The 20,733-nt window shown below is 65.6% G+C and carries 20 protein-coding genes; 9 read left to right on the top strand and 11 right to left on the bottom strand.

The features are described 5' to 3' along the window. Window positions 1-16 precede the first annotated feature (16 nt). On the top strand, window positions 17-433 hold the full coding sequence (locus tag C7411_RS08785; protein WP_110383429.1) for a rubredoxin: 417 nt from the start codon (window positions 17-19) through the stop codon (window positions 431-433). 9 nt (window positions 434-442) lie between these two features. Here C7411_RS08785 and C7411_RS08780 read toward each other — a convergent pair whose 3' ends face one another. Continuing rightward, window positions 443-1,306: a helix-turn-helix transcriptional regulator gene (locus C7411_RS08780; RefSeq protein ID WP_110383428.1), complete on the bottom strand. Its 864-nt coding sequence runs from the start codon at window positions 1,304-1,306 to the stop codon at window positions 443-445. A gap of 120 nt (window positions 1,307-1,426) precedes the next feature. On the opposite strand from C7411_RS08780, the gene C7411_RS08775 reads away from it, so the two are divergent. The 3 genes from C7411_RS08775 (at window position 1,427) to C7411_RS08765 (ending at window position 5,106) form a co-directional block, all read left to right on the top strand. Then, window positions 1,427-2,257, top strand: a complete 831-nt coding sequence (locus C7411_RS08775; RefSeq protein WP_110383427.1) for a carbon-nitrogen hydrolase family protein — start codon at window positions 1,427-1,429, stop codon at window positions 2,255-2,257. A 175-nt stretch (window positions 2,258-2,432) separates the two neighbouring features. Continuing rightward, complete coding sequence (locus tag C7411_RS08770) at window positions 2,433-3,788, top strand: APC family permease (protein ID WP_110383426.1); 1,356 nt, start codon at window positions 2,433-2,435, stop codon at window positions 3,786-3,788. Between the two features lie 244 nt (window positions 3,789-4,032). Continuing rightward, window positions 4,033-5,106 (top strand): DUF2242 domain-containing protein, encoded by a 1,074-nt coding sequence (locus C7411_RS08765; protein ID WP_243413095.1) that lies wholly within the window; start codon window positions 4,033-4,035, stop codon window positions 5,104-5,106. A gap of 76 nt (window positions 5,107-5,182) precedes the next feature. On the opposite strand, the gene C7411_RS08760 is transcribed toward C7411_RS08765, so the two are convergent. Further along, complete coding sequence (locus C7411_RS08760) at window positions 5,183-5,809, bottom strand: LysE family translocator (protein ID WP_110383425.1); 627 nt, start codon at window positions 5,807-5,809, stop codon at window positions 5,183-5,185. A 394-nt stretch (window positions 5,810-6,203) separates the two neighbouring features. Between C7411_RS08760 and C7411_RS08755 the strand changes: the two genes are divergently transcribed. After that, window positions 6,204-6,686: an Lrp/AsnC family transcriptional regulator gene (locus tag C7411_RS08755; RefSeq protein ID WP_028202732.1), complete on the top strand. Its 483-nt coding sequence runs from the start codon at window positions 6,204-6,206 to the stop codon at window positions 6,684-6,686. A 39-nt stretch (window positions 6,687-6,725) separates the two neighbouring features. On the opposite strand, the gene C7411_RS08750 is transcribed toward C7411_RS08755, so the two are convergent. The 6 genes from C7411_RS08750 to C7411_RS08725 form a co-directional block, all read right to left on the bottom strand. After that, a complete protein-coding gene (locus C7411_RS08750; RefSeq protein ID WP_110383424.1) occupies window positions 6,726-7,388 on the bottom strand; it encodes an OmpA/MotB family protein in 663 nt (220 codons plus the stop codon). Between the two features lie 6 nt (window positions 7,389-7,394). Beyond that, window positions 7,395-8,198, bottom strand: a complete 804-nt coding sequence (locus tag C7411_RS08745) for a flagellar motor protein (protein ID WP_110383423.1) — start codon at window positions 8,196-8,198, stop codon at window positions 7,395-7,397. Window positions 8,199-8,231: 33 nt separating this feature from the next. Then, window positions 8,232-9,443 carry a cyclic nucleotide-binding domain-containing protein gene (locus C7411_RS08740; RefSeq protein ID WP_110383422.1) on the bottom strand — a complete coding sequence of 404 codons (1,212 nt, stop codon included), beginning with the start codon at window positions 9,441-9,443 and terminating at the stop codon, window positions 8,232-8,234. A 307-nt stretch (window positions 9,444-9,750) separates the two neighbouring features. Then, window positions 9,751-9,981 carry a DUF2783 domain-containing protein gene (locus tag C7411_RS08735; RefSeq protein ID WP_110383421.1) on the bottom strand — a complete coding sequence of 77 codons (231 nt, stop codon included), beginning with the start codon at window positions 9,979-9,981 and terminating at the stop codon, window positions 9,751-9,753. A gap of 18 nt (window positions 9,982-9,999) precedes the next feature. Further along, window positions 10,000-11,706 (bottom strand): FAD-dependent oxidoreductase, encoded by a 1,707-nt coding sequence (locus tag C7411_RS08730; protein ID WP_110383420.1) that lies wholly within the window; start codon window positions 11,704-11,706, stop codon window positions 10,000-10,002. 35 nt (window positions 11,707-11,741) lie between these two features. After that, complete coding sequence (locus C7411_RS08725; RefSeq protein WP_110383419.1) at window positions 11,742-12,701, bottom strand: MBL fold metallo-hydrolase; 960 nt, start codon at window positions 12,699-12,701, stop codon at window positions 11,742-11,744. A gap of 284 nt (window positions 12,702-12,985) precedes the next feature. Between C7411_RS08725 and C7411_RS08720 the strand changes: the two genes are divergently transcribed. The 3 genes from C7411_RS08720 to C7411_RS08710 are packed head-to-tail and all read left to right on the top strand — an operon-like array spanning window position 12,986 to window position 16,237. Further along, window positions 12,986-13,870 carry an IclR family transcriptional regulator gene (locus C7411_RS08720; RefSeq protein ID WP_110383418.1) on the top strand — a complete coding sequence of 295 codons (885 nt, stop codon included), beginning with the start codon at window positions 12,986-12,988 and terminating at the stop codon, window positions 13,868-13,870. Beyond that, complete coding sequence (locus tag C7411_RS08715; protein ID WP_110383417.1) at window positions 13,858-14,736, top strand: IclR family transcriptional regulator; 879 nt, start codon at window positions 13,858-13,860, stop codon at window positions 14,734-14,736. The genes C7411_RS08720 and C7411_RS08715 overlap by 13 nt, the downstream gene beginning before the upstream one ends. A 49-nt stretch (window positions 14,737-14,785) precedes the next feature. Further along, window positions 14,786-16,237: a cytochrome P450 gene (locus tag C7411_RS08710; protein ID WP_110383416.1), complete on the top strand. Its 1,452-nt coding sequence runs from the start codon at window positions 14,786-14,788 to the stop codon at window positions 16,235-16,237. Window positions 16,238-16,240: 3 nt separating this feature from the next. Here the strand turns inward: C7411_RS08710 and C7411_RS08705 are convergent, their stop codons facing one another. The 3 genes from C7411_RS08705 to C7411_RS08695 form a co-directional block, all read right to left on the bottom strand. Beyond that, window positions 16,241-17,155, bottom strand: a complete 915-nt coding sequence (locus C7411_RS08705) for a MurR/RpiR family transcriptional regulator (protein ID WP_110383415.1) — start codon at window positions 17,153-17,155, stop codon at window positions 16,241-16,243. A gap of 61 nt (window positions 17,156-17,216) precedes the next feature. Continuing rightward, window positions 17,217-18,278 carry an ABC transporter ATP-binding protein gene (locus C7411_RS08700; RefSeq protein WP_110383414.1) on the bottom strand — a complete coding sequence of 354 codons (1,062 nt, stop codon included), beginning with the start codon at window positions 18,276-18,278 and terminating at the stop codon, window positions 17,217-17,219. A gap of 61 nt (window positions 18,279-18,339) precedes the next feature. Continuing rightward, window positions 18,340-19,122, bottom strand: a complete 783-nt coding sequence (locus C7411_RS08695; protein WP_110383413.1) for an SDR family oxidoreductase — start codon at window positions 19,120-19,122, stop codon at window positions 18,340-18,342. Window positions 19,123-19,470: 348 nt separating this feature from the next. Here C7411_RS08695 and C7411_RS08690 point away from each other — a divergent pair, with 348 nt between their 5' ends. After that, entirely contained in the window at window positions 19,471-20,703 is a 1,233-nt protein-coding gene (locus tag C7411_RS08690; protein ID WP_110383412.1) for an ABC transporter substrate-binding protein, read from the top strand. The last annotated feature ends 30 nt before the right edge of the window (window positions 20,704-20,733 follow it).

The raw sequence follows: 20,733 nt of genomic DNA, 5'->3' as shown, positions 1-20,733 counted from the left end.
CCAACCGTTTTCGCTTATGTACAAGAAAGGCGTCGCCCTCGAAATCCAGTTCTCTCCCGAACGCCTGAATGACGGCGCAGGCGACCCGTACTGGATCGACCTCACCGCCGACGAAACCGCCGCGCTGCTCGCCACGCTGCAAAGCAAGCTTGCTGAACGCGAGAGCACCGCAGCGCCGCTTGTCGTCGCGCTCGACACCCCGCCCGAAAGCGCCGCGCCCGAAGCACCTGCAAGCGCCTCAACGACTGCTGCCGGCGCCGACGACGGCCTCAAGCAATGGGTCTGCGTGATCTGCGGCTGGGTGTACGACGAAGCCGCAGGCGCCCCTGACGACGGCCTCGCTCCCGGCACCCGCTGGGCCGACGTGCCCGACGACTGGCGCTGCCCGCTCTGCGACGTGGGCAAGGAAGACTTTGCGCTCGTCGAGTTCTGACGCGCGACGCTAAAGGCGCGCGGCGCTCATGCGCCCGAGCGGCTCGTAGAAGAGCGCAAACAACTCCGACTGCGAACTCACGCCGAGCTTCGCGTAAATATGCTTCTTGTGCGCGCGCACGGTCTCGAACGAAATCTCGAGCCGCTCCGCAATCGCGCGCGTGGAAAAGCCGCTCAGGCTCAAGCGCATCACCTCGATCTCGCGCGCGGTGAGCGGCACGCGTCCGCTTTGCTGCGCGACTGCCTCGATGCGGCTCGCGAAGCCCGCCTCGCTCAGCTGCCCTTGCCGCGCCGTGCTTTCGGCTTCAACCGAATCCGCAGCGACCGCCTCGGCAGCGCCCTCGGCAAACGTCTCATACGCAAGCCGCTGCTTCATGAGCGCGACTACCCACGGCGCGAACATCGCGAACATCGCAATATCGCGCTCCGTGTAATGGTGCTTTGCGCCCAGCGAGAAAATCAGCGTGCGCGCTTCGTCGAGAGGCAAGTTGAACTGCACTTCGTCGCCGATGATGTTGCTCTTGAAGTAGCGCTGGTAGTAGTCCGTCATGCGGAAGTTGTCGGGCGCGACTTCGGCGAGCGTGACGAGTCCCGCGCGCGGCTTTTCGCTTGCGTTGAGATAGAACGGATCGAGCAGGTACATCCCCTCCAGATACGCGCGGAACAAGAGATCCACGGTGCCGTCGGGCATGGGCGACTCGGCGCACACGAGCGGCGCGCGATCGCGCCGGAAGACGAGCGCAACCCAGTTGTCGAACGCCACGAAGCGCTCGATCACGCGCGTCATGCGCGTCCAGAAGTCGGGGCCGTCGAGGGCGTCGATCAGCGTCGCGATATGGTGATGGAACGCGCGGTCCTGCCAGTCCAGTTCCATGGCCTCTCCGATCAGGGGTACCCCTGCAGGGTAATTCCTCGACAAAAATAACGTGGAGATAATAGCCGCTCCTGACGCCCAAGCGGTGCTTTACGTAATACACAAAGGAAGGAGACAGGCATGCAACTCGAACTCGCGCAGATCCCGGTCGTGGACGGCGCAGTCGCTCCCAACCTGGCCCGCGTGCTCGACGCTACGGCCAGGCGCCGCGAAGGCAGCGATCTCATCGTTTTTCCCGAAGCCACGCTCACTGGCTTTCCCACGCGCGAAAACGTGCGCGACGTGGCCGAAACGCTCGATGGTCCGTCTTTGAGCAAAGTGCGCGACGCTGCACGCGCGGCCAATATCGGCGTTGCCGTGGGCCTCGCAGAGCGCGAAGGCGAGCGCTTCTACAACACGACCGTGCTGATCGACGAACGCGGCGACATCGCGCTGCGTTACCGCAAGACGCATCTGTGGGCCACGGACGTGGGCGTGTTCACGCCGGGCGAGCGCTTCGAAGTATGCGAATTCAAGGGCACAACCGTGGGTCTGCTGATCTGCTACGACATCGAGTTTCCCGAAACGGCGCGCGCCGTGGCCTCGCTCGGCGCGGAAATGCTCGTCGTCACGAACGGCAACATGGATCCGTTCGGCCCCGTGCATCGCCGCGCGATCGTCGCGCGCGCCATGGAGAACCAGATGTTCGCGGCACTCGTGAACCGTACCGGCGACGGCGACGACAACCTCACGTTTCCCGGCGAAACGGCGCTCGTGAGCCCGTTCGGCGACGTGCTCTGCGAATTGAAGAACGAAGACGCGGTGCTGCACGCGAAGGTAGATCGCGCGCTGCTCGCGCAAAGCCGCGAACACTACAGCTATCTGCACGACGCGCGCATTGCGCTCGATCTCGCGGACGAGAACGACGCACAAGGCCGCCGCTCGCTCAATATCCGCCCTCGCACGCGTTAAAGCCTCGTTAAAGCCTCAAAAGCCTCGTTAAAGCCTCAAAAGCCTCGTTAAAGCCTCAAAAGCCTCGTTAAAGCCTCAAAAGCGCCAGGCAGCAAAACCCGGCAAGCCGCTTCCCGTGGCTCGCCAGGCCCGCCCACGCCTGCCAGAACCGCAGCATCCAGGAGACCACTGCATCATGAAGCCTGCCTCGCCGTCGCATGAACCCGGCACACAAGAACCTCACCTGAAGCGCACGCTCGGCCTGCCGTCCGTGCTCCTGTTCGGCCTCGCCTACATGGCGCCGCTGATCGTCTACGGCACCTATGGCGTGCTCGCCGGCGCGAGCCAGGACACCGCCGCCCTCGCGTATCTCATCGCGCTCATCGCAATCGTGTTCACGGCGCTCAGCTACGGCAAGCTCGCGCGCCTGTTCCCTGTGGCGGGTTCGGCCTACACGTACACGCGCAAGAGTTTCAATTCGCACCTGGGCTTCATGATCGGCTGGGCCACGCTGCTCGATTATTTCTTCCTGCCGATGGTGATCTGGCTGATCGGCGCGGCCTATCTTGGCGCTGCGTTCCCGAGCGTGCCCACGTGGATCTGGATTGTCGCGTTCATCGTGTTCACGAGCGCGCTGAACATCGTCGGTATCGAACTCGCCGCACGCTTTAACATCGTGCTGATGATCGTGCAGCTCGGCATTACGGCGATGTTCGTAGTCCTGTGTTTGCACTATGCCGCCGCGGCCGCGGGTCCGGGCGGACTCATCGCAGCGCAGCCGTTCTTCCAGCCGCACGTGCCGCTTTCGGCCACGATGGCAGGCGCGGCAATCGCCGCGTATTCGTATCTCGGCTTCGACGCCGTTTCCACGCTCACCGAGGAAACCATCGAGCCTGAAAAGACCATTCCGCGCGCCATCGTGCTGATCGCGCTGGTGGGCGGCGCGATCTTCGTGATCGCTGCGTACACGCTGCAGCTCGCGCATCCGGGCGCCGTGTTCAAGGACCCCGATTCGGCCGCGTTCGAAATCGCGCGCAAGGTGGGCGGCGATATCTTCGTGACGATTTTCCTCGCGGGCCTGATTCTCGCGCAGTTCGCCTCGGGCATCTCGGCGCAGGCGAGCGTCGGGCGTCTGCTCTATGCCATGGGCCGCGATGAAGTGCTGCCCAGGTCGATTTTCGGCTACATCCACCCGCGCTTTCGCACGCCTGCGATCAACATCGCGATTGCCGGTATCGTCGGCTTGATCGCGCTGAAGCTCGACGTGGCCACGTCCACCTCGTTCATCAACTTCGGTGCGTTCCTCGCGTTCACTTCGGTGAACCTGTGCGTGATCCGCCAGTATTTCAGCGGCGCTGCGGGCACGCGTGGCTTTGGGTTCCTCGGCGGTCTGGTGTTCCCGCTGATCGGCGCCGTGACCGATATCTGGCTGCTGTGCAGCCTCGAGCGGACGGCCATCGTGCTCGGCATCATCTGGTTCGTGCTCGGCGTCGTGTATCTCGGCTGGATCACGCGCTGCTTCCGGCAAGCTCCGCCGGAAATGGCGGTGTAAGCGAAGCGCTTCTGCTTGCTTCAAATAAAACGGCACGGGCTTTCGCGTTGGGCGGAAGCCCGTTTTTCGTCATGTGGGATGTAAGCTTCGGGACGCCTTCATCGGGCTTTCGAAATGCCTCGAAAAAACGAGCGTTCGGTCGTGCGCAGCGGAACCGAACTACAATGCATGCCGTCTGATGCAATGCCGCATTGCCGCCCTGTTTACCCCGAACATGTCCCGTTTTTCGAAAGCCGTCCCTCGTTTGCCCGTCCCGCTTCGCAGCGCCGCCCTCGCCGTCATCACGGTGACGCTGGCTGCTGCGCTCGGCGCGTGCTCGTCGCCCAAGCCCAAATTCCAGGAAGATCAGCTGCTGAGCACGGCGCCCAGCCAGTTCTCGCGCAGCTTCAACTACGCGAGCACGGACGCCTGCGAGTCGTCGCGCCGCGCACTGCTGAGCCAGGGCTACATGACGACGATGACGCGCAACGACAGCGTCGACGCCACGAAGAACTTCCAGCCGACGCTGGACCAGCACATCGTCGTGGAAGTGCACGTGGTCTGCACGCCGGGCGACGCGAGCAATACGAGCATGGTGTACGTGAACGCCGTGCAGAACGGCTACGCGCTCAAGAAGAGCGATACCTCGGCGAGCGTGGGGCTCTCGATTCTGGGGTCGGTTTCGTTGCCTATCCGTTCGAACAGCGACGAAATGGTGAAGATTTCGAGCGAGACGATCCAGTCCGGCCCGTTTTATTCGCGCTTCTTCGATCTGGTGGGACGGTATTTGAACGCATCGGCCCGCAGCGAGCCTGTGCCGGGCGCCGGGGCGATCAAGATTACGCCGTTGCCGCCGCCTGTCGAGCCGGTCACGGCAAGCGCCGCGCCCGCCGCGACCACAGTGGGGTCGGCCGCGCCGGCTGCCGCCGCAGCGGCTGCGGCAACAGGTGCGGCGGTGTTGCATGGCGCCACGCTGCCCGCCGCGCCGGTCGTGACAGCGCCGCCGGCTGCGCCTGCGCCTGCGCCTGCTACTGCGGCGCCCGCGCCCGCCGCTTCTGCTCCGGGCGCATCCGCACCGGTCGATCACGGTGCTGCCGCTGCGGCGGCGATCATGGGCGTGCCGACGCCGCCTCCGGCTCCGGCTCCGGCGAACCCGCAGGCTGCGGGGCTTGCAGCGAGTGTGACTACTCACACTCCGGCGACGCCTGCGGCGGAGCAAACGCTTGCGTCGACTTCGGCTACCTCCGGCATCCAGAGCGTGGCAGCCGCAACGGCAATGCCTTCAGCCGCCGCGGCCACGCCGACTGTCGCGCCGGCCGCATCGACTACCTCGCCTTAAACGCCACGGCGCGCCTAACCCGCGTCACGCCAACCGCCTCGCGCACGCCCGCGCGAGCCATCCGCCGCCTGCGCACTCAGCGCAAACCCGCCATCATCGCGCCCATACCCACGAGCAGGCCGCCCATCAGGCGATTCACGGCCCGCACGCGCTTCGGCCGCTGCAGCACGTGACGCAGCCGGTGCGAGAACAGCGCCATCGAAGCCACGCCGCCCGCAAACAGCAGCGCGAACGTCGCCGCCAGCAGCCAATACTGACGGTTGGCGCTCCAGGACGCATCGGCGCTCATGAACTGCGGGAAAAACGAAGGGAAGAACAGCAAGGTCTTCGGATTGAGCCCGGAGGTCGCGAATCCGCGCCAGAACAAATCGCGACGGCTCGCACCATCGGCTTCGGCAGGCGCATCCGTGCCCGTCAAGGCGCGGCTGCGCCACTGCTTGCAGCCTAGCCAGACAAGATAGGCCGCGCCCAGCCAGCGCAGCAACGTAAGTGAATGCTCACTAATGAGCAGCAACGAATTGAGGCACAGCGCCGTTAGCCCGAGTTGAAGCAGCACCGCGAGCGTGCCGCCCCAGACGCAGGGCAGCGCCCGGCGCCAGCCGGCGTGGAGCGCCTGGCTCATGGTGAGCACGTTGACGGGACCGGGCGTGTAGACAAGGACGAGCGCGGCGGCGAGAAAAGAGAGATACAGCTGGATCGACATTGCGGGGCGTGCTGGCGAAGGCGTGATGACGAACGGCGCTCTGGGTGGCGCAAGGCATCGAAAACGGGCAACAAAAAACCGCGCGACAGCGCGGTCTTCGAATGCCATCTGCCTGACCGGACATTGCTGAGCGCGCGGTTGAACGCGCGCAACGCCCGGTAGCCGCCGCGGGGTGCAACGGAAACCGGCTCTGACGGTCCACCGCGGCTCGTGGCTGCGGCGGCGCTCCCCACGGCGGGGAGGTGGCCGCGTGGGTCGTGCCAGGCAAGAAGGCATGTGGAAAATATACCGGGGATCGACCAGTATAGGCTTCCGGTTTTCCGTCAAAGTGGGGCTATATACGGAATCTTCTTCCGCTAGAATTGCCAAGACCTGTACAAGATTCTTTTTCGCCATGAGCCCTCGTGAACGCCCGCCCAAAGCGCTCGACAACCAGGACCGCAAGATCCTCAGCGCCCTGCAAAAGAACGCCCGACTCTCGAACGCCGAACTGGCCGAGCAGGTGGGCATGTCCACCACCGCGTGCTGGAACCGCACGCGCCAGCTCGAAGCCGATGGCTATATCGACGGCTATGTCGCGCTCGTGAACCAGCAAAAGCTGGGCTACGCCGACATCGTGATTCTGGAAGTGACGCTCGACCGCCACGAAGACGACGCGCTCGCACGCTTCGGCGCCGAACTCGCGGCGCTGCCCGAAGTGCTGGAGGCCTATCTCGTCTCCGGCGAGTACGACTACTGGATCAAGGTGGCGGTGGACGGCACCGCCGGCTACGAGCGCTTCCTGCGCGAGAAGCTCTATCGCATCTCGAGCATTCGCCACAGCCGGTCGATGTTCGCCTTGCGCTGCATGAAGGATGTGCCGTCCATGCAGGTGTGACGCGCGTTGGCTTTGGCAATCACGCGCAGGGCGTGAGCGTCAGCGCTGCACGATCAATGTCACGCGCCGGTTCAGTGCGCGGCCCGCGGGGTCGTTGCCCGCCACGAGCGGGAAGTTGTCGGCGCGGCCAATGGCGGCGAGCCGGTGAGGCTCGATGCCGCGCTCGACCAGATAGCGCACCACCGCGCCCGCGCGCGCCGAAGAAAGCTCCCAGTTCGACGCGAATTTCGCGTTCGAGATCGGCGTGCTGTCGGTGTGCCCCTCCACGAGGATATTGCCCGTCGGCGTCGCGCGCAGCACTTCGGCGATACGACTCAGCACGCCAAGCGATTCGGGCAGCAGCGTGGCATCGCCCGCGTTGAACAGGATCTTCGCGTTGATGCCGATCTCCACGCCGCGCGCCGCCGGCACGATCGTGATCTCGCCGCGCTGGCGCAGCGTTGCGAGCGCGGCGAGCAAGGCCTGATCGGCGGCGGGCATTTTCTCGACCGCTGCCGCCGTGTTCGCGGGTTGCGCAGCCGTTCGTATTTCGGACTCCCGATGTCTGGCGAGCTGCATGGCATAGAGCGCGAGGAACAGCACCATCAGCGTCGTGATCAAGTCCGCGTAGGAAATGAGCCAGCGGCCGGAACCCCATTCGCCGCCTTCGTCCTCGTCGGGATCGAATTGCGCCGTGAGTGGCAGGTCTTTATTGGCAGGCATGGGCGGTCAGCTCGCGCGCGTCGTGTCCAGCGCCCATACGTTCGCTTCGTCCTGCAAACCGCCGGTCTTGCCGCCCACCTCGCCAGCGAGGCGAGTGGCGATCGTGTGGGGCGACTCCTTGCGTGAAATCGCGAGCAGGCCGTCGAGATAAAGCTTGCGCAGGCGCAGTTCGCTTTCGATATGCGCGCGCATCTTGCCGAATAGCGGCAGAAAGACGAGGTTCGCGAAAGCCAGACCGTAAAGCGTGGCGACGAAGGCCACGGCAATGCCCGGCCCGAGTTCGGCAGGCTCGATCAGATGCCCCGTGACCTGAATAAGGCCGAGCACCGAGCCGAGAATGCCGAACGTGGGCGCATAGCCGCCCGCCTGCTGCCACACACGCGCCGCCGCCATGTGCTGGCGTCCCCAGGCTTCGAGTTCGCGCTGGAGCGCGTCGTCGAGCACGGCGGTCGAAACGCCGCTCGCAAGCAGTTCGAGCCCGCGCCGCGCGAATGGATGAATGCCTTGCAGATCCATCGACTCGAATGCGAGCAGACCGTCGAGCTTGGCCCGGTCGCCCCACTCCAGCACGGCGGCGAGGCTCGCTTCGTCTACGCGCGGCGCTTTCACGAAGGCCGTGCGCAAATGCTTCACGGCGTCGAAGAAGCGCGCCCAGGTGTTCTGGATCATCACGGCGCCGAGCGTGCCGCCCAGCACGATGGCCAGCGCCTCGGGCTGGAGCAGCGTGACGAAATGGCCGCCTTCGAGCGAGAAGCCCGCGACCACGGCAAGCGCGCCAACGGCGATACCGATCAGGGTAAGCAGATCCATGCGTGTCTCCGATTAAGCGATCTGACTAGCGGACTAGCGCGCGCCAGGCGTCTTGAGTGCACGCACCGCTTCCAGCAGGCGCTGCTCGATGTCCTCGACTTCCACGGGGTCGATCTTGATGTCGCGGCGCATGACCCACGACACTTCGTTCTTGCGCGCGTCCGCCATCACCGAAAGCAGCCTCTCCGATACGGCCTGATCCTCGATCGAGGCGAGCAGCTTCGCGAGATCGTAGGTATCGAGCGCGCTCACGGCTTCGAACAGCGTGCGCTGATCGACGAACAACAGATCGTCGAGCGCCTTGAGTTCGCCCGAGCCGCGGTTCGTGCGCTTCGAGAAATACGCCACGCCCTTTTGCTCGACAAAGTTGAGCACCTTCGACTTGCGGAATGCGAAGACCTCGTCGGCGATTTCGGCATGCGAGAGCTTGTTGAGAATGACCTTGCGTTCCACGCCGATCAGCGCTTCGAGATCGCCCAGTTCGATCAGTTCAAGTTCGCTGTTGATCGACACATCGAGATCGCTGTCCGCTACCTGCGTCGCGCGCTCGACAATGCGCACGGGGTCGAACGTCACCACCTGGCGGCCCAATGCGCCTTCCGCCGCTGTCGCGTTATTGGCGAGGTGCGTGGCCTGGGCGCTTTGCATCGCGACGAGATTGAGCTTTTCCATGCGCCGGAGCATGGCCATCACATGCGGACGCGAATGGCCCGCCACGGCACGGCACTTCTGCACCACGTCGGCGAGCGGCACGCTCACTTCGGCGCCGCTCGCGCCGTGCCGCGACCAGGTATCGCTGCTTTCCGCGCGATCGCTCGCGCCTGCGATCAGCGCGAGCACGTGCGCATACGAAAGGACGCCCGGCATGAAGTCGGCATGGGTGTAGGTGGCGAGCAGATCGTCCTTCGCCTTGACGCGCCGCGTGAGCGTGCGCACTACGTGGCGCAGCATCGGCGTGACGCGTTCGAGTTCTTCTTCGATGAGGCTCGCCGGCACGACGGTCAGTTGGCAAAAGCTGAGCGCCTTCGCCGTGTTCGGTCGCGGTTCCGCGCCGAGCAGCGCGGTCTCGCCGAAAAATTCTCCGCGTCCGAGCGTAGCCATCACGACTTTCTTGTCGTCGCAGCGGGTGGAGATTTCGACCTTGCCCTCGGCGATCACGAAGATCAAACGTTCGCCTGCAAAGCCTTCCGAATAAATGATCTCGCCCGGCGCCGCCGTGCGTGACCATGTTTGACTGCGATTCAAGTTCTATCCCCGGAAAACGATTTCATCGCCCGCATTTGTCTGACTATCTCATGCGTGTGCGAATTGAGTGCCATGTGTCGCGTTTACGGCGTTTCCCAGGACGTTCTTGAATCAGCCTGCATAAACGGCACGCGTGGAAAGCATGCCGAAAGCCCTTTGCGCGAGCGCGTACGCCGCTGTGTCATGCGCGCTTGACGTGCGCAAACGATTGCTTGCGCGAAAAGTGCGGCAAATGGGCGATGAATTGGGTGGGGTAGCGGAATGCGGCCCGTTCGCACGGGCCGCATGTGTCGACGCCATCAGTCTTTCACGCCGCGAGTTTTCCCGTCGCGCCGTTGCTCGCCGGCGCACTCACGCCTGCGCGCACGAAACGAAGCGCTTGCATGAGCGTTTCGTGCTCGCCTATGTGGTTCGCGAGCAGCAGGATCAGCTGCGCATTGGCCGATTGACTCTGCGCTTCGTCGAGATCGCGATGCATGTCGATCAGCGCTTCGTAAAAGTCGTCCGGCCTTGCCAGGTTCGGTTGGGTGTTCAGCATGGTTGTCTCCTCGTTCCTCTATGCTGTGCGGCAAAGCGCCCGCTCGAGCGCGCTCTCCACGCGCGCCGCATCGGCGCGCCGCCAGCGCGCGCTCACGTGCTGGTCCGGACGAACCAGATAGAACGCGCCGTCCTGCGCGCCGTAGCGCTGCGCCGCCAGCCCTTGCACGTCGCGCAACACCACCGTCGATGCCGGCAGACCCGCGGGCACCGCCGCATCGCCTTCGAGCATCACCACGAACTTGAGCGGCACCGGAGAACGCGAGAGCGCCTGCAGCGCGTCGAGCGCCGCCGTATCGAACGCCGAGCCCGCACGGCCGAACACAAGACCCGCGAACTGGTCGCCCAGATGCGCGAGCAGCCAGCTCTCGTGACCCGCTGCGTCGCGCACCGGGGCGTCTGCACACGAAGCGCCCGGCTCCATCTGGCCGTCGAACGGGTCTTCGTCGGGCGTGTTCAAGGGCGATTCGCGCAGCACGGCCGGCACGGAAAGCCGGCCGCTGTTCACCAGCTGCCGCGCAAAGGCGTGCTCGCGAGCGAGCGTAAGCACGGCGTCGCGGAACACGCGGCTCACCGCGCTCTTTGGCGTGATGAAGTCGGTCGAGCGCGTGGAGTTGCGGATGTTTTCGTCGGCGGCATATTCGCGCTCGCTCGCGTAGGTGTCGAGCAGCGCGTCGGGCGCGTGGTTCTCCAGCACCATTGCGAGCTTCCATGCGAGGTTTTCGCCGTCCTGAAAGCCGCTATTCGCGCCGCGCGCGCCGAACGGCGAGACCAGATGCGCCGAATCGCCCGCGAACAGCACGTTGCCCTGGCGGAAGCTGTCCATGCGCAGGCACGAGAACGTGTAGATGCTCACCCACTCCAGTTCGAATTTCACGTCGGGCCCGAGCAGCGCGCGCACGCGCGGAATCACGCGCTCGGGCGTTTTTTCGAGGACCGGGTCGGCGTCCCAGCCGAGCTGGAAATCGATGCGCCAGACGTTGTCGGGCTGCCGATGCAGCAGCACCGACTGGTTCGGATGGAACGGCGGATCGAACCAGAACCAGCGTTCGGTGGGGAAGTCGGCTTCCATCTTCACGTCGGCGATGAGGAAGCGGTCCTTGAACGTGCGGCCGTGGCTGTCGAGGCCGAGCAGCTTGCGCAGCGGACTGCGCGAGCCGTCGGCGGCCACCACGTAGCGCGCGAACAGCGTATACGGGCCGTCGGGCGTTTCGATTTCGAGCGCGACGTGTGCATCGGCCGCGCCCGGCGTACCGTGCAGCGCGACGCCCGTCACCTTGTTTTTCCAGCGGATTTCGAGGTTGGGCAAGGCCTGCGCGCGTTCGAGCAGGTAGCCTTCCACGTAGTACTGCTGGAGATTGACGAAAGCCGGCCGATGATGGCCGCTTTCGGGCAGCAGGTTGAATGTGTAGACGAGTTCGTCCTTGCGGAACACCTTGCCCACGTTCCAGCTCACGCCCTTTTCGACCATGCGGTCGCCGCAGCCGAGGCGGTCGAAGATATCGAGCGAGCGCCTGGAAAAGCAGATCGCGCGCGAGCCCGTGGAAAGCGTGCAGTCGTCGTCCACGAGCACCACCGGCACGCCTTGCCGCGCGAGGTCGATGGCCGTCGCAAGGCCCACTGGCCCCGCGCCGACCACCACGACCGGACGCACGCACGCGGCGGCGTCCGGAGCTTGCTCGCTGCATCGCGCGTAGTCGAATGTCAGCGTCTGATAGTCGATCATCTTTGTCTCCCCCATTCCACCTTGTCGGGCGCCGCTCAATCCTGCAGCGCGTCCCACATCTCCTTGTCGCGCTGCGCCGTCCAGATGCGCGGATGCGTGATGCCGCTCGCTTCGTCATACGCGCGCGTCACGTCGAACGGCAGGCAGTGCTCGTAGATGAACACGTGGCCGAACTTCGGGTCCATCGCCTCGCGCGTGAGCGACATCGCGCCCTTCAGGTCGAGCTTCTGCGCCACGGCGGCGCGGCCTTGCGCGAGCAGCGTGGTCACGAAGTCCTTCGTGTAGTCGAGACCCTTGTTGACTTGCACGGGGTCGAGCAGCGCGGGGCCGCGGCCCGGCACGAGCTTTTCGGCGCCAAGCGAGCGCAGCGCTTCGAGCGTGGCGGGCCATTCGGCGAGCTGGGCGTCGCCGCAATAGCACGCAGCGTCGTATTCGACGAGGTCGCCCGAGAACAGCACCTTCTGCTGCGGCAGCCACACCACGGTGTCGCCCTTCGTGTGACCCGAGCCGAGGTGCGCGATCTTCACTTCGAGCTTGCCGAGGGACAGCGTGATTTCCTTCTCGAACACGAGCGTGGGCCACGTGAGGCCCGGCACCGTTTCGACGCCCGCGAACAGGCGCGGGAAGCGCTCGATTTCCGACTTCATGTCGGCTTCGCCGCGCTCGACGATCATTTCATACGTGCCGCGGCTCGCGATGATCTGCTGCGCGCCTTCCTTGAAGTACGCCGAAGCGCCAAGCACGCGCACCGCGTGATAGTGCGAGAGCACGACGTATTTGATCGGCTTGTCGGTAACGGTGCGGATCTTTGCGATGAGGTCCTGCGCCATGGCGGGCGTGGCCGTGGTGTCGACGATCAGCACGCCGTCGTCGCCGATGATCACGCCCGAGTTGGGGTCGCCTTCGGTGGTGTACGCGTAGGCGTTTTCCGAGAGCTGCGTGAAGGTGACCTTCTTTTCTTCGAGGTCGGCCTGGGATGCGAACGCCTTTGCCATGTTGAGTCTCCGTATCGAGGGGCTCTTGAAGCCGGGGCAGGGCGAAGCGCGCGCGGGCCGGGCGCATTGGGCACCAGCCCGGATTGTCTCGCCCCGTTTGAAGTTGAAATGGACCGCTGTTGTGCCGGGGTGAGGCCATCATGGTCCCCTCGTTTTTATTTGTCAATAGCGAATTACATTGCTATAGATTAATTTCTATCCGAGGCGCGCCACAGCCGGGGCGATTGCCAACGGCTGCCGCCGTTCAGTTAACATGGACCCTTTTTCAGCCAGAGAAAAGCGCAATGAGACGTCGCAACGACAGCGCCGCGTCCGCGCCGGAAAGCAGCGCGACAGCGGCCCGCACGCAGCGCGGCATCCAGAGCGTGGAGGTGGGCGGACGCCTGCTGCGCGCCCTCGCCGACGCGCGCGCGCCGCTTGGCGCGACCGACCTCGCGGCGAGCGGCGACATTCCGTCGAGCCAGGCGCACGCCTATCTCGTGAGCCTGACGCGCCTCGGGCTCATCAAGCGCGATGCGCTTTCGGGGCGCTATGAGCCGGGCCCGCTCGCGCTGCGCCTCGGCCTGCTGCATCTCGCGCAACAACCCGCGCTGCGCGAGGCCGTGCCGCGCGCAGCGGCGCTCGCACAGGCGCTCAACTGCAGCGTCGCGCTGTGCATTGGCGGGCCGCAGGGGCCGACGATCGTGCGCTACGAGCACGCAAGCCTGCCGCTGCACGTGAACCTGCATGTCGGCACGGTGATGTCGCTGCGGGCCACGGCCACGGGCCGCGTGTTCTGCGCCTTCCTCGGGCCAGAGGCGCTCGAAGCCGCTTGGGCCGCGCAAACCGCGCAGCCGGTGTGGCGCGGCACCAGCCACATGGCCAGTGCCGCCGGCGCGCCCCAGGAACGCACGCCCGATGCCGCCTTCCTCGCCTCGCTCGACACCATCCGCGCGCGCGGCTACGAACTCGCCGTCGACGCGCCCAGCCCCGGCGTGAGCAGCGTCTGCGTGCCCGTGCTCGGCCCTGGGCGCGAACCGAGGCTCACGCTCACCGCCATCGGCGCGAGCGGGGTGCTCGACGTGCGCGCGAACGGCGCGGTCGTGCGCGCGCTGCGCGACGCTGCTGCCGAAATCACTGCCGCCGCCTTTTCATCGACATCGACATCGACACCGACATGCCCCGAGTAAGCTCCAGGCCGCCGCGCGACGGCTCCGGCGAGACGACCGAAGCCGTGCGCCCAGACGCCGTGGCCAACGCCGAAGCCGGCAAGCCGCAACGCGGCATCCAGTCGCTCGATGTCACGGGCGAACTGCTCGCCGCGCTCGTCGCGGCGGGCACGCCCCTGCCGTTGCGCGATCTCGCCGCCGCCGCGGGAATGGCGCCCGCCAAGGCCTTCCCGCACCTCGTGAGCCTGCAGAAGATCGGCCTGCTCGCGCGCGACGCGGCGGGCCGCTACGAAGCGGGACCGCTCAGTCTCGAACTCGGCCTGATCGGCCTTGCGCGTCTTTCGCCGGTTCGCGAAGCCGACGCCGAGCTGGCGGGCCTCGCCGCCGCCACCGCGATGAGCGTCGCGCTCGCGGTGCCGGGGCCGCTCGGCCCGACCGTCGTGCGTCTCGAAGAATCGGCGCTGCCGCTGCACGTGAGCCTGCGCCCCGGCACGGTGATGTCGCTCGTGAACACGTCGATCGGACGCGTGTTCGCCGCATGGGTCGACGACGATGTGCGCGCCGCCCTCCTCGCCCAGGACGAACTGCGGCTTGCGGGCGCGAAGCCGCGCGAAGGCGCCACGCCCGCCTACCACGCGCGGCTCGCCGCGATTCGCGCCGAAGGCGTGGACACGGCGCTGGACAAACCCATTCCCGGCATCAGTACCGTGACGGCGCCCGTGTTCGACCACACCGGCAGCGTATGCCTCGTGCTCGCAGTGATGGGCCCTTCGGGCAGCCTCGACATCGCGCGCGAAGGCACGGCGGCGCAACTGTTGATCGCCGCCGCACAGCGCCTGTCGCGGCGCTTCGGCTACATGGAAGGCGCGGCGGCCGCGCCGCTATGAGCGCCTTTCGCGTGCGATATAAAACGATTCCCCTTATGAGAACCTGCACATGAGCACGGCATCGACCGGACCAACGCTGCGCCAGATCGCCGACCTGCCCTGTCCGCGCGGCCTGCCGCTGCTGGGCAATCTGCTGCAGCTTTCGCCGCCGCGTCTGCATTTGATCCTCGAGCAATGGGCCGCCGAACTCGGCGCGCCCTACCGCTTCCAGGTGGGCGGCATCCCCATCACGATCTGGACCGACACCGAGTTGATCCAGCAGATCATGCGCGAGCGCCCGCATCGCTTCCGCCGCTATCAGCCGATCGAAGCCGTGTTCGAGGAGATGGGTTTCAACGGGCTGTTTTCGGCCGAGGGCGTTGCGTGGGAACCGCAGCGCAAGCTCGTGATGCAGGCGCTCTCGATTCCCAACATCAAGGCGTTCTACCCCACGCTGGCGGATATCACGCAGCGACTTCACACCCGCTGGCAACGCGCGGCCGAGCGCGGCGAAACCGTCGAGATGACCGACGATCTCAAGCGCTACACCGTGGACGTGACGAGCGCGCTGGCGTTCGGCGAAGATCCGCGCACGCTCGAGCGCGACCACGGCGTGATTCAGGAGCATCTGGAGCGCATCTTGCCGGGCGTCATGAGGCGCACCAATGCGCTCTTTCCGTACTGGCGATATGTCAAGCTGCCGGCGGACCGCAAGCTCGAGCGCTCGCTCGAGGAAGTGCACCGCTACGTGAACGCGATGATGGCGCGCGCCCGCGAGCGCATGCGCGACGAGCCATCGGAAACGCCGCGCAATCTGCTCGAGGCGATGCTCGTGCAACAGCAGGCGCCCGGCGGCGAAGCAACCATCAGCGATGCGCAGATCCGTGCCAACGTGCTCACGCTCCTGATCGCGGGCGAAGACACGACCGCCGATTCCATCGCGTGGACGCTGCCCTACCTCGCCGCGGACACGGCCCTGCAGCAGCATCTCGGCGACGAAGCCTCACGCGTGCTCGGCAATTCGACGGTATGCCCCGACTACGCGACGTTGAAAGACCTCGATATTTTCGAGGCGATCTGCATCGAAGCCACACGTCTGCGGCCGGTCGCGTCCGTGCATTCGTTCGAGCCGCTGGAAGACGTGGTGGTGGACAACGTGGCGCTGCCCAAGGGCACGCGCATGTTCTTCGTCGCGCGTCCCGCCATGCTCGACGCGAAGCATTTTGCCGATCCGCAGCGCTACGACCCGTGGCGCTGGATGAAGCGCGGCGAACGCGAAGCCGATGATGGAAAAGCCCATGACGTGCGCGCTTATCTGCAGTTCGGCGCAGGGCCGCGCGTGTGTCCAGGCCGCCATCTCGCGACCGTGGAAATGCGCCTCGCGCTCTCGATGCTGATGCAGTCGTTCACGATCGAACTGGCGATCGATCCCGCGAAGATCCAGGAAGTGCAGGCGTTCACGATGGTGCCGGATACGATGCCAGTGCGGCTGAAACGGCGCGAAGGCGCTGCGTCTGCGTAAGCGTCAACGCCCGTCCTCGGGCGTGCCAACCGTGGAGGAAGTATCGTCGGGTGCGCCATCGCTGCGCGCCTGCGCGTCGCGCATTTTGGCGAGCGCCTTGGGCCCGAGCCCGAGCGACACGCCCAGCGCGAGCGCATCGAGCACCGCGAGATGCGCGATACGCACCACGGCAGGCGCGTGCGCATCGCTCGCGGCAGGCACGCGCAGCAAGAGCGGAATATCCACCACCCACGCGAGACGCGAGCCCGCACTCGTGAGCGCGATGGTCGTCGCGCCGCGCTCCTTGGCGATCTGGATGCTCTCGTTCACTTCCACGCTGCGCCCCGACTGCGAGATCGCAAACGCCACGTCGCCCGGTTCGAGCAGCGCAGCGTAAAGGCGCTGCAAATGGGCATCCGTGAACGCGCTCGCGGCGATGTCGAGCCGCAGCAGGCGCAGCGCCGCGTCTTGCGCGACGAGCCCCGAACCCGCGCCCACGCCGAAAAAGTACACACGACGCGCGCTGGAAAGCGCCGCGACGGCCGCCTCGAACACAGCCGTATCGAGCGAGGCGCGCGCGTGGGTCACGCCTTGCACGACCGACTCCGTCACCTTGTCGAGCAGGGTGCCGACTTCGCCGGCCCAACCGGCGCCGCTCGCCTCGCCGCCCGTCATCTCCGTGGCGAGCGCGAAGGGCACGTTGCCCGCCGCACTCTGCGCGAGCCGCATCTTGAAGTCCCGCAGGCCGTGCGCGCCCACCGCGCGGCAAAAGCGCGTAACGGAGGGCTCGGACACGTCCGCGCGCAACGCGAGTTCGGTGATGCTCGCGCGCATGGCGAAGTCGATGTCGGCAAGCACCATCTCCGCGACCTTGCGCTCGGCGGGACGCAGCGACTCCGCGACGTTGCGGATGTGATGGATCAGGTTGGAGACCGGCAAGCTGTTTTTCCCGTGGAAGATACGAGGCGCCCGCTATCCAGTTTCGATGCGTGCTTCCGCTTCAATCGAGCCGCTTGCCGCTTTCAGTATCGAACAGATGCAGGTGCGCCAAAGGCAAACCTAGCGTCATGCGCTGGCCCGGAGCAACGTCGGGGCGCGCGCGCGTGGTGACGCACCATGTCGTCTCGCCTATTTTCCCGTACAAGTGGGTCTCCGCGCCAGTCGGCTCGATCACGTCGACGCTGAACGGCACGTCGCCGCCCGCCTCGATGTGCTCGGGCCGCACGCCGAGCGTCACGCGCGCGCCCGCCTGGGCCTTGCCCTCCGGCAGGGCAATACGCACGCCGCCTTCCAGCACGAGCGCCGTGCCGCGCGCGTCGCTCATCACCGTGCCCTCGGCGAAGTTCATCGAAGGCGAGCCCAGGAAGCTCGCCACGAACAGGTTGCCCGGTTTGTCGTAAAGGTCGAGCGGGCGCCCGATCTGTTCGATACGCCCCGCGTTCATCACGACGATGCGGTCGGCCATCGTCATCGCCTCGATCTGGTCGTGCGTGACATACACCACCGTGTTGCGCAGACGCTGGTGCAGCGCCTTGATCTCGGTGCGCATCTGCACGCGCAGCTTGGCGTCGAGGTTCGAGAGCGGCTCGTCGAAGAGGAACAGCGCGGGCTCGCGCACCACGGCGCGGCCCATGGCGACGCGCTGGCGCTGGCCGCCCGAAAGCGCGCGCGGCAGGCGCTCCAGGTAGCTCGACAGGTTGAGCATTTTCGCGGCGGCTTCGATGCGCGGCTTGAAACCGTCCTCGCGCTCCTTGCGAATGCGCGGACCGAACGCGATGTTGTCGTACACCGAGAGATGCGGATAGAGCGCGTAGCTCTGGAACACCATCGAGATGTTGCGCTGCTGCGGCGGCAGTGCGTTCGCACGCGTTCCGCCGATGGTGAGGTCGCCGCCGGTGATGTCTTCGAGGCCGGCGATCATGCGCATCACCGTGGTCTTGCCGCAACCCGAAGGGCCGACGAGCACGACGAATTCGCCGTCTTCGATGTCGAGGTCGACGCCGTGCACGACCTGGGTCTCGCCATAGCGCTTGTAGATGCCGTTCAGTTGTACCGCTGCCATGCTTTCCTCGTTTGCGTGAAGTCTTTCAGGTCTGACCAGGTCAAGGCGCCGCGTGCGCGCCTCAGAACGGATCGAGCGTCAGCTCGTTCGCCATCATCCGGTTGCCCGCCATGAGGCCCGCGTCCACGGGCAGCGCCACGCCCGTGATCACGCGCGCCTGCGGCGAGGCGAGAAACTGCACGGCGTCGGCGATGTCCTCGGGTGTGGCCACGTCGCCGAGCGGATACCATTTGCTGAGTTCTTCGAAGATCTTCGGATGCTGCTCGACACGTGCGCGCCACGCGGGCGTCTTTACCGTGCCGGGGCAAACGATGTTCGCGCGTATGCCGTGTGGGCCCAGCTCCATGGCGAGCGCCTTCGTGTAGCTCACGAGGCCCGCTTTCGCCGCGCTGTACGCGGGGTGGCCGAGCGCCGAGAGGCCGTTCACCGAGCCGATCAGCACGAGCGCGCCGCGCCGCCGCTCGATCATCGAAGCGCGCACGGCTTCGACCGTGTAGTAGGTGCCGTTCAGGTTCAGGTCGATGTCGCGCCGCCAGCTCGCGGCGTCGGTATGCGCGAGCGTCGTGCCGAGCGCGCCGCCTGCGTTCGCCACGGCCACCTCCACCGGGCCGCGCGCCGCCACGCCGCGCGCCACGGCTGCGGTCACGGCGGCCTGATCGCTCACGTCGGCGGCGAGCGGCTCGAGGCGCGCCGCAAGCGGGTCGCTCAATTCCGCCGCGAGTTGTTGCACGCCCTCCCCAGCGCGGTCGAGCGCGAGCACCGTGTCGCCCGCTTCGAGAAACCGTTTGCACAGCGCGCGGCCTATACCGCCGCTTGCGCCCGTCACCAGCACCACCCGGCTCATGTCGACTCTCCGTGCGGCTCGCCAGTCTTGCCGGAGAGCCTGAAAATTTCCTACATACGAATGCTGCGCGGTTGCCCGTATACGGGTTTATACCGACCGCACCGCGCTGCTGCAGTGCATGAATTTCCCCTGTTTTACAGCATGTTATGCAAATTCCGGCACTCGAAACAATATCGAGATTACCAGGTGACAACGCTTTTTTCATCCTGTAGGATTTTTTCAAACAACGCAACCCAGCAGCCGGGTCAAGGCGGCGGCATAAGCAGGAACAACCACCAGCAACAACAACCCCGCATGGGATGGGACCAAGCGCTAAAGCGCCCATTCCCATCGACAAGGAGAGAACGAATGTCGTTTCAGGCACGTGCAACCACCATGCTCGGCAAGCTCGCCGTCGCGCTAGCCTTCGCCGGCATCACCGCCGCGGCGCATGCCGATACGGTCCGCGTGACCGTCGCCCACTACAGCGACGCCACGGCCCCGTACTTCGAGAAAATGGCCAAGCAGTTCGAGGCCGCCAATCCCGGCGTCACGATCAAGATCGAAGACGTGAACTGGGACTCGCTGCAACAGAAGCTGCAAACGGACATCTCCGGCGGCGCCAACGCCGACCTCGCGATCATCGGCACGCGGTGGCTCCTCGACTTCGTGAAGGACGACATTGCCGAGCCGCTCGACCCGTACATGGACGCGAACTTCAAGGGCCGCTTCATCGGACCGTTCCTGGCTCCGGGTCAAATCAACGGCAAGACCTACGGCCTGCCGATCGCCGCTTCGGCGCGCGCGCTTTACTACAACAAGGACATGCTCGCTTCGGTCGGCTATCCGAACGGTCCGAAGACCTGGAACGACGTGGTCGACGCCTCGAAGAAGCTGAAAGCGAAGGGCATTGCGGGCTTCGGTCTGCAAGGCAAGGAAATCGAAACCGACGTGTACTTCTACTACGCGTTGTGGACCCACGGCGGCGAAGTGGTGGGCAAGGACGGCAAGGCGGCGTTCAACTCGCCGGCTGGCGTGAAGGCCGCGACGCTCTACAAGACGATGATCGACGAAGGTCTCACTCAGCCGGGCGTGACGGGCTACAGCCGTGAAGACGTGCAGAACCTCTTCAAGCAGGGCCGCGTGGCGATGATGATCTCGGCGCCGTTCCTCGCCAAGCAGTTGCAGAAGGAGGCGCCGAACATCAAGTACGGCATCGACCCGATCCCGGTAGCCACGACGCCCGCCACCTACGCGGTGACCGACTCGATCATGATGTTCAAGAACTCCAAGGCGAAGCAGAGCGCCTGGAAGTTCCTGGACTTCCTGTTCACGAAGGAACCGCGCGTGCAGTTCACGAGCACGGAAGGCTTCCTGCCGACCACCAAGGCTGAAGCGAGCGACCCGGCGTTCCAGAATCCGGACACGCAAGCCTTCATCGCACTGCTGCCGCATGCGAAGTTCGCGCCGACCGTGACGGGCTGGGAAGACACCGCAAAGGCCGTGACCAACGCGATGCAGTCGGTCTACCTCGGCAAGGCCAAGCCTGCCGATGCGCTGAACCAGGCGGCCACGGAAGCGAACAAGTCGCTTGGCAAGTAAGCCTCAATGGCAGCAGCGGCGCGCGCCCGA

The sequence above is a fragment of the Paraburkholderia silvatlantica genome, from assembly GCF_003096715.1.
GTDB classification, from domain to species: domain Bacteria; phylum Pseudomonadota; class Gammaproteobacteria; order Burkholderiales; family Burkholderiaceae; genus Paraburkholderia; species Paraburkholderia silvatlantica.
Note: the sequence above shows the minus strand (reverse complement) of the source record. Positions and strands in the feature narration are given on the sequence as shown.

Excerpts from the sequence above, each read along its gene's own strand:
- C7411_RS08785 (WP_110383429.1), top strand. The coding sequence starts at position 17 with ATGTACAAGAAAGGCGTCGCCCTCGAAATCCAGTTCTCTCCCGAACGC.
- C7411_RS08780 (WP_110383428.1), bottom strand. The coding sequence starts at position 1,306 with ATGGAACTGGACTGGCAGGACCGCGCGTTCCATCACCATATCGCGACG.
- C7411_RS08775 (WP_110383427.1), top strand. The coding sequence starts at position 1,427 with ATGCAACTCGAACTCGCGCAGATCCCGGTCGTGGACGGCGCAGTCGCT.
- C7411_RS08770 (WP_110383426.1), top strand. The coding sequence starts at position 2,433 with ATGAAGCCTGCCTCGCCGTCGCATGAACCCGGCACACAAGAACCTCAC.
- C7411_RS08760 (WP_110383425.1), bottom strand. The coding sequence starts at position 5,809 with ATGTCGATCCAGCTGTATCTCTCTTTTCTCGCCGCCGCGCTCGTCCTT.
- C7411_RS08755 (WP_028202732.1), top strand. The coding sequence starts at position 6,204 with ATGAGCCCTCGTGAACGCCCGCCCAAAGCGCTCGACAACCAGGACCGC.
- C7411_RS08750 (WP_110383424.1), bottom strand. The coding sequence starts at position 7,388 with ATGCCTGCCAATAAAGACCTGCCACTCACGGCGCAATTCGATCCCGAC.
- C7411_RS08745 (WP_110383423.1), bottom strand. The coding sequence starts at position 8,198 with ATGGATCTGCTTACCCTGATCGGTATCGCCGTTGGCGCGCTTGCCGTG.
- C7411_RS08735 (WP_110383421.1), bottom strand. The coding sequence starts at position 9,981 with ATGCTGAACACCCAACCGAACCTGGCAAGGCCGGACGACTTTTACGAA.
- C7411_RS08730 (WP_110383420.1), bottom strand. The coding sequence starts at position 11,706 with ATGATCGACTATCAGACGCTGACATTCGACTACGCGCGATGCAGCGAG.
- C7411_RS08725 (WP_110383419.1), bottom strand. The coding sequence starts at position 12,701 with ATGGCAAAGGCGTTCGCATCCCAGGCCGACCTCGAAGAAAAGAAGGTC.
- C7411_RS08720 (WP_110383418.1), top strand. The coding sequence starts at position 12,986 with ATGAGACGTCGCAACGACAGCGCCGCGTCCGCGCCGGAAAGCAGCGCG.
- C7411_RS08715 (WP_110383417.1), top strand. The coding sequence starts at position 13,858 with ATGCCCCGAGTAAGCTCCAGGCCGCCGCGCGACGGCTCCGGCGAGACG.
- C7411_RS08710 (WP_110383416.1), top strand. The coding sequence starts at position 14,786 with ATGAGCACGGCATCGACCGGACCAACGCTGCGCCAGATCGCCGACCTG.
- C7411_RS08700 (WP_110383414.1), bottom strand. The coding sequence starts at position 18,278 with ATGGCAGCGGTACAACTGAACGGCATCTACAAGCGCTATGGCGAGACC.
- C7411_RS08695 (WP_110383413.1), bottom strand. The coding sequence starts at position 19,122 with ATGAGCCGGGTGGTGCTGGTGACGGGCGCAAGCGGCGGTATAGGCCGC.
- C7411_RS08690 (WP_110383412.1), top strand. The coding sequence starts at position 19,471 with ATGTCGTTTCAGGCACGTGCAACCACCATGCTCGGCAAGCTCGCCGTC.